The sequence below is a fragment of the Phenylobacterium sp. genome, assembly GCF_016793225.1.
Classification (GTDB): domain Bacteria; phylum Pseudomonadota; class Alphaproteobacteria; order Caulobacterales; family Caulobacteraceae; genus Phenylobacterium.
Genome location: NZ_JAEUMN010000129.1, coordinates 1 through 6,736 on the forward strand (window position 1 = coordinate 1; position 6,736 = coordinate 6,736).

Here is a 6,736-nt window from a genome sequence, read left to right on the forward strand (position 1 = left end):
ACCGCCCAGAACCTGCGCAAACTCGCCAAGCTGATACCGGCCCCGGCTCTCCCGGCGCCCACCTGAGCGGTAACGCCGCCGCTCGCGCTTCAGCAGGCCAACCCCGCCAGCGCCCCGAACGCGGCCTTCTTCAACACAATCAGTCAAAAGCGGCCCTAGTCGAAACGCCAGAATTCCACGGGCTGAATGCGCAGTGCGTTTGCGAGAGCGAACAGCGTCTTCACGTTGGCATTTCGCTCGCCGCGTTCGATGAAGCCGACGTAGTTCCGGTGCAGCCCAGCGAGTTCGGCAAGCTTCTCCTGACTGAGCCCACTGGCCTTTCGACACGCCCGAACTCGGCGGCCCAGCCTCAACAGTTCGGGGTCAACAGGCACCCCGAGAATGTTGCCGGGGCGAGTCTTCGACTCTACACACTGACAGTGTGCAATGCTAAATTGAGTCTGGGACTTCTACCCCGCCCAGGGCGCCGCGCTTGAGCTCCTCAGATTTGCCAACCGACGTAGGGAGAAGCGCTCTTAGCTCAGCGTCCACCCGAGCATGGCTGGTCCGCTTTCTCGCGCATCGCTTCGGCATCGAGGCGGCAGAAGACCTCGTTCAGGAATCTATCGCGCGGGCGCTCGCTGCAGGATCTGTCATTCGCAGCCCCCGGGCGTTCCTCGCCAAGGTCGCGATCCGTATTGCGCTGGAGGAGGTGCGGCGGCGGCCTGAGGCGCGGTTCGTGTATGAGCCGGCGGCTGCGGTGCTTCCTGACGCCGAGGTTGCGGTCCTGCTGGAGCAGACGATTGCCGCGCTGCCAGGACCGATTCGCGACGTCTTTGTCTTGAGCCGGTTCGGTGGTCTCTCTAATGTGGAGATCGCCCAACGCTGCAACCTGTCCGTGAAGCGCGTCGAAGCCCGGCTCACGGAAGCGCGGCGGAGGTGTGCGGCCCTGATGCAGGACTGAGGCGGCAGGCCATGAGCGAGTCAGCAGATCGCGGGACCCAGGCCTCCCAGTGGTTCACGGTCATGACCGGCGGGGATATCGCGCCCAAGGAGCTCGACGCGTTCCGCGCCTGGCGACGGGATCCCGCCAACGCCGCGGCGTTCGAGAGGGTGAAGCAAGGCTGGGAAGCCGCGGGCGGGCTGGCGGAGCGGCCGGCGATCGCGGCCATGACCGAGACGGCGCTGGCGAAGTACCCGGCAAAGGTCGGCGCGGGTCAGGCGGGGCCGTCGCGCCGCTTCGTCCTGGCGCCGATCGGGCTCGGGCTGGCCAGCATCTTGGTCGCGGCCGGTGCGGTCTTCGCGTGGCGCAACTACGAACCGACCTATTCGACCCAGGTGGGCGGCCAGCGGCTCGAGGTGCTGGCCGACGGCTCGCGCGTGCGGCTCAACACTGACACTCGGGTGCGGGTCGATTTCCGGGATGGCGAGCGGCGGGTGGTGCTGGACCGGGGACAGGCCTTCTTCGATGTGGCGCACGACGCCTCGCGGCCGTTTGTGGTCGTGGCGGACGGCGTGCGCGTACGGGCGCTTGGCACGCGGTTCGACGTCCGCAACGACGGCGCCGTCGTGCGGGTGACGCTCGTGCAGGGCCGCGTGGAGGTGCGGGGCGGCGACGGCGAGCGGACGGAATTGACGCCTGGCCAAGCGGTCATCGCCGACCGACGGGGCGTCTCCCGCCCTTCGGTCGCCAACACCAGCGCCGTGGCGAGCTGGACCACCGGGCGGCTGACGTTCTCGGGCGTGCCGCTGCGCGAGGCGGTGGCCGAGGTGAACCGCTATTCGGACCGCAAAGTGGTTCTGGAGGCGCCCGAGGCGGTGGCCGGGGAGCTGGTCAGCGGCCAGTTCGTGGCCGGCGACGTGGACAACTTCGTGGCCGGCGCCCGCTCGCTCTACGGGCTGCGGGTCACCTCCGAAACACCCCGCGAGATACGGCTTTCTCCGGGGTGACGACGATTTTCTGACAGCGGCGCGAGGGTTTCGTGGCGGATCCGCCCTCTACCCCTGCAGACGAACCTCGTGGCGCCGAAGCAAGACCATTTTGGTAGCGCAAAGCCCGCGGTCGTCGCGGGGGAAACATGTTCGAAGCGTTCGAGTACCGCGTTGGTCGCCGGTGGGCCTGGCTCGCCACGGCCGCTGTCCTGGTCGCCAGCGCCGCCCAGGCGCAGACGACCTATGCGATCTCTGTCGATGCGGCGGGGCTGGAACCGGCGCTGCTGAGCCTCGCCACTCAGACCAAGCAGCAGATCATGTTCTCCAAGGGCGTGGTGGCGGGTCGCCGCGCGCCGCCGGTGAAAGGCCAGATGACGCCCGAGCAGGCGCTGACCGGCCTGCTCATCGGAACCGATCTGCGGGCCCGGCGCGTGAATGACCAGATGATCGTGGTCGAGCGCGTGACGGCTCGTCCGCAGGAGGCCGGCGACGGTCGCCCTTTCGGGGTCAGCGCCGCTGACGTTGGCGGATCGGCGTCAATTCCCGACCCGGTGGCGCTCGAGCCCACGCTGGTCGATGAGGTGCGGGTCACCGGCACCCACATCCGCGGGACGACGAAAAGCGCCTCACCGCTGATGGTGCTGGACAGGGCCGCGCTCGAACGCTCAGGGCATGCCACCGTCGCCTCGGCGCTCGCCGCTCTGCCACAGGCCTTCGCCACCGGCGCGTCCGAAGGCACGCTCACCACCGGCTCCGACCGCATCGTCCGTAATGTAAACTACGGCTCGAGCGTCAATCTGCGGGGCCTCGGGCCCGACGCCACCTTGATCCTGGTCAACGGCCGGCGGCTGTCCGGGTCAGGCTCCTTCGGCGATTTTGCCGATATCTCGTCGATCCCTTCGGCCGCGGTCGAGCGGGTGGAGCTGCTGCTGGATGGCGCCTCGGCGCTGTACGGCGCCGATGCGGTCGGCGGCGTGGTCAACATCATCCTGCGCAAGGATGTCGAAGGCGCCGAGAGCCGCGCCTACGCCGGGATCGGAACCGACGGGGAGCCTCTGCAACTGCAGCTCTCGCAGTCGCTCGGTCACCGCTGGTCCACAGGCAGCGTGTTCCTCGCCCTGGAGTACCAGAAGCGCGACGCCCTGCGAGCCGAGGACCGTCCCTACACCGCCAGCGCCGACCTGCGGCCACTCGGCGGGAGCGACAGGCGGGTGACGAACAGCTTCCCCGGCAACATCCTGGGACCTGACCCGATCACCGGCGCCCAGACGCCGCGCTGGGCGATCCCGGCCGGCCAGAACGGCGTCGGCCTGCGGGCCTCGGACTTCCAGCTGGGGACCGTCAACCTGGAGAACGGCCGGGCCGGCATCGACACCCTGCCGCGCCAGGTTCTGCAGTCCGTCTTCCTGACGGCGAACCAGGAGATCGGGCACGGCGTCGAGATCACCGCCGATGTTCGCTATGCCTTCCGAAAGTATGCGGTCAGCACGGCCGCCAATGTGACGACGCTGAGCGTCAACCGATCCAATCCCTTCTTCGTGTCGCCGAACGGATCGACCTCCCATTCGATCGCCTATTCGCTTCAGGAAGAGCTCGGCAATCCGCTGAACATCGGATCGGCCGAGACCTGGGGCGCGTCGCTGGGCGCGAAGGCGCCGTTGTTCGGCGACTGGCAGGCCGACGGCTATCTCGGATTCGGGCAGGAGATCAGCGAGTCCGACACGACGGGACTGCTCCACACACTCTACCTCAGCGAGGCGCTGGGTACGACCGCGGACCGTCCCGACACCGCCTTCAACGTGGCGCGAGACGGCTATTTCAATCCGTTCAGCGGCAGGCCCGGCGCGAACAGTCCGGCCATGCTGGCGTTTATCAGCTCAGGCTTCACGAGCAGCCGCATCAAGATCAGTTCGTACGTCGCCAGCGGCCAGGCCGATGGCACGCTGTTCGCGGGCCCGGGCGGCCCCATCAAGCTCGCGATCGGCGGCCAGGCGCGACGCGAGACCCTGCTTCGTGGCGGAACCAACTTCGCAAGCACGGCGGCGCCGACCGCGCAGATCTCTGCCGACGTCAGCCGAGAGACCTTGGCGGCGTTCGGGGAGCTGCGCGTGCCGATCGTCGGCGAGGCGAACCGCCGTGCAGGGGTCGACGCCCTCGAAGTTTCGCTCGCAGGCCGGATCGAGCGCTACAATGACGTCGGCACGACAGCCAATCCCAAGGTGGGGCTCCTGTGGCGTCCGACCGCGGATCTGACGCTCCGGGGCACCTATGGGCGGTCGTTCCGCGCACCGGCGCTGCGGGAGGTGCACGACCCGGAATCGGCGTCCTCCATCCAGCTCAACAAGGCGGACGGGACGCGCGTGCGCGTCCTGGTGCTGGGGGGCGGCAATCCCGGCCTCGAGCCTGAAACGGCGAACTCCTGGACCTTCGGCGCGGACTATCGTCCCGCGGGAATCCCAGGCCTCGCCCTCGGCTTCACCGCCTTCGACATCGCGTTTCGTCACCGCATCGACCGGCCCGTGCAGCAGAACACCGTCGCGACCCTCATCGACCCGGCCCTGACGAGTTTCGTGCAGAACATCGCACCGGCGACGAACGCGTCGGACCGCGCGCTGATCGTCGCACTGCTCGCGCGCCCCGGCACGCTGGCCACAGCGCAGGCGTTTCCGCCGGAGGCCTTCGCCGCGATCGTGGACAATCGGTACGTGAATACGACGACGCTGCGGGTGCGCGGCGTGGACGTGACGGCGTCCTACCGGTTCCAGGTCGGGGAGGACGACGTGGCGCTTGGCCTGAACGGCAGCTACCTGGCCGACTTCAAGCAGCGGATCACGCCGACGTCCGGCGCTCAGGAGCGGGTCGGCGTGGCGGGATCGCCCGTCACGTTACGCGCCCGCGCGACGGCGGACTGGACGCGCGGACGCCTGACGCTGGGCGCCGCCTTCAACTATGTCGATCGTTACCGCGACGTCCTGGGGACCCGCATCTCGGCGCAGCCCACCGTGGACCTGCAGGCCCGGCTGGCGGCGCCCGATCACGGGTTCGGTCGTGGCGTGACGGTGACGCTGAACGTGCGCAACGTCTTCGACCGGGCGCCGCCCTTCTACGACAACCCCGCGGGTATCGGCTACGACCCCACAAACGCCGACCCCATCGGCCGCTTCGCGGCCATTCAGATCACGCGCGCTTGGTGAGGTCGGGTCATGAAGCGCGTGACGGCGAGCGCCTTGCTGGCGCTCGTCCTGCTGGCCGGCGCGCCCCACGCGCCCGCCAGCGCCCGACCCTTCACCGTCGAGGACCTGCTGCAACAGGAGTCGTTCGGCGCGGTCGCCATCGGGCCCTCCGGGCGATGGGTGGTGTTCGAGAAACGCGGACCATACGCGGGCGCGCCTCGGTTCGATGACGACCAGGGCTCGCCCATCGGGACGAGCCGGCTCTTCATCGCCAAGCGCGGCGCGGCGGGACCGGCCCGACCGTTGCTGCCTGGCGAAGCGCCGGGCCAGCTGATCGGCGCTGTCGCACCGTCGGGCGAACGCCTCGCCGTCTACCAGTTCCACGACGGCGACTGGCGGCTCGGCGTGGTGGAGCTCTCGACGGGCGCGGTGCGCTGGCTGGACGTCCGCCTGCCGAAACCGCATCGCGGCCGCCTCCTACAGTGGCGATCCGACTCCGAGGTGCTCGTCGTCGACCGCGGCGCAGCGCCCCTCACGACCAGCGACCGGATCGGCCGGGTGTCCGCAGAGACGCTCCCGCGCCTCTGGGCAGCGACGGCTTCCGGCCGTGGCGCACACACCGTGGTCGGAAGCGGGGCCTATCGCAGCGCTCGGCCGCGCCCAACCCCCTGGCGACTGGTGCGGATCGATCTCACAACCGATCGCAAGACCGTGGTGGCGCGAGGCGAGATCGTGGATTTCGAGCTCGCACCCGGCGGTGCACACGTGGCCTTCCGCACACTCGGTGAGGACATCCAGTCCCGGCTTGGACGGCCGGTGCAGGGCGACTGGGGCGTGAGCCCGCAGGTCGAGACTCTGCAGATCGCAGACCTGCAGACCGGTCGGATCGTCACGCCATGCGGATCATGCGACGTGCTTCCCAGCCTGATGGCGTGGTCACCGGCGGGTGCGAAGCTCCTCTTCTTCGGCCGCGAGGGTGATACGCCCTGGAGCGCTGGGCGCCTGCGGCGTTTCGACGTCCGGGCCGCGCGCGAGACCGTCCTTGACGACGACACGGTAGCGCCGGTCGTGCTCGGTCGCCCCGAGATCGTGCGGGCCGACTGGATGGGAGAGGTCCCGATCTTTATCGGACGCAAGCGCGGATCGGGCGAGAGCCGCGCTGACTGGTTTCGATGGGACCGCGGCGGGCCCATCGACATGACCCACGAGTTGCCGGCGGCCGCAGCCAGCCTCGTGTCACTGGATGAGAGGGGCTTCAGTTTCATCGTGCAGGGCCAGGTCTGGTCCGTTACGGCCCGTGGCCAAGCGCGGCGTCTCGACGCCCCGCCAGCCGTGCTCGCCGCCTCACCACTGAAGACCCGGGACGGACGTCCGCTGACAGCGGCGCACGCCGTTGGCTGGGTCGCGACGACGCCGGCGCGAGGCGACCGACGGCTTCGGGGGGTCGGACCTGCGGTCCAGGCCGCGGACCTTGCGCTGCCTCCGGGAGTCACAATCGAGGCGGTCAGCGACGACGGGCGCGCCGCCGTTGTCCGCGTCGACCAGCAGGGCCACGAGGCTCGGCTCGAATGGCTGGGGCAGGATGGCCCATCGCGTGTGCTGGCCGAGATCAACACGGCCCTCGCCGATACCGACCCAGCGGATATCCGAGC

General features: G+C 69.3%; 5 protein-coding genes. 4 read left to right on the forward strand and 1 reads right to left on the reverse strand.

Annotated features, from left to right (window positions below; genetic code table 11):
* Positions 1-155 precede the first annotated feature (155 nt).
* On the reverse strand, positions 156-374 hold the full coding sequence (locus JNK30_RS15220; protein WP_293483393.1) for a helix-turn-helix transcriptional regulator: 219 nt from the start codon (positions 372-374) through the stop codon (positions 156-158).
* 113 nt (positions 375-487) lie between these two features.
* On the opposite strand from JNK30_RS15220, the gene JNK30_RS15225 reads away from it, so the two are divergent.
* The 4 genes from JNK30_RS15225 to JNK30_RS15240 all read left to right on the forward strand — a co-directional run.
* Positions 488-943, forward strand: coding sequence for an RNA polymerase sigma factor (locus tag JNK30_RS15225; protein WP_293483395.1), 456 nt, complete (start codon positions 488-490; stop codon positions 941-943).
* Between the two features lie 11 nt (positions 944-954).
* A complete protein-coding gene (locus JNK30_RS15230) occupies positions 955-1,929 on the forward strand; it encodes a FecR domain-containing protein (protein WP_293483396.1) in 975 nt (324 codons plus the stop codon).
* 128 nt (positions 1,930-2,057) lie between these two features.
* The gene (locus JNK30_RS15235) at positions 2,058-5,105 is read left to right on the forward strand and encodes a TonB-dependent receptor (RefSeq protein WP_293483398.1); all 3,048 of its coding nucleotides are present in this window, start codon (positions 2,058-2,060) and stop codon (positions 5,103-5,105) included.
* Between the two features lie 9 nt (positions 5,106-5,114).
* On the forward strand, positions 5,115-6,736 hold a 1,622-nt coding region (locus JNK30_RS15240), incomplete at its 3' end, for a hypothetical protein (protein WP_293483400.1).

Excerpts from the sequence above, each read along its gene's own strand:
- JNK30_RS15235 (WP_293483398.1), top strand. The coding sequence starts at position 2,058 with ATGTTCGAAGCGTTCGAGTACCGCGTTGGTCGCCGGTGGGCCTGGCTC.
- JNK30_RS15230 (WP_293483396.1), top strand. The coding sequence starts at position 955 with ATGAGCGAGTCAGCAGATCGCGGGACCCAGGCCTCCCAGTGGTTCACG.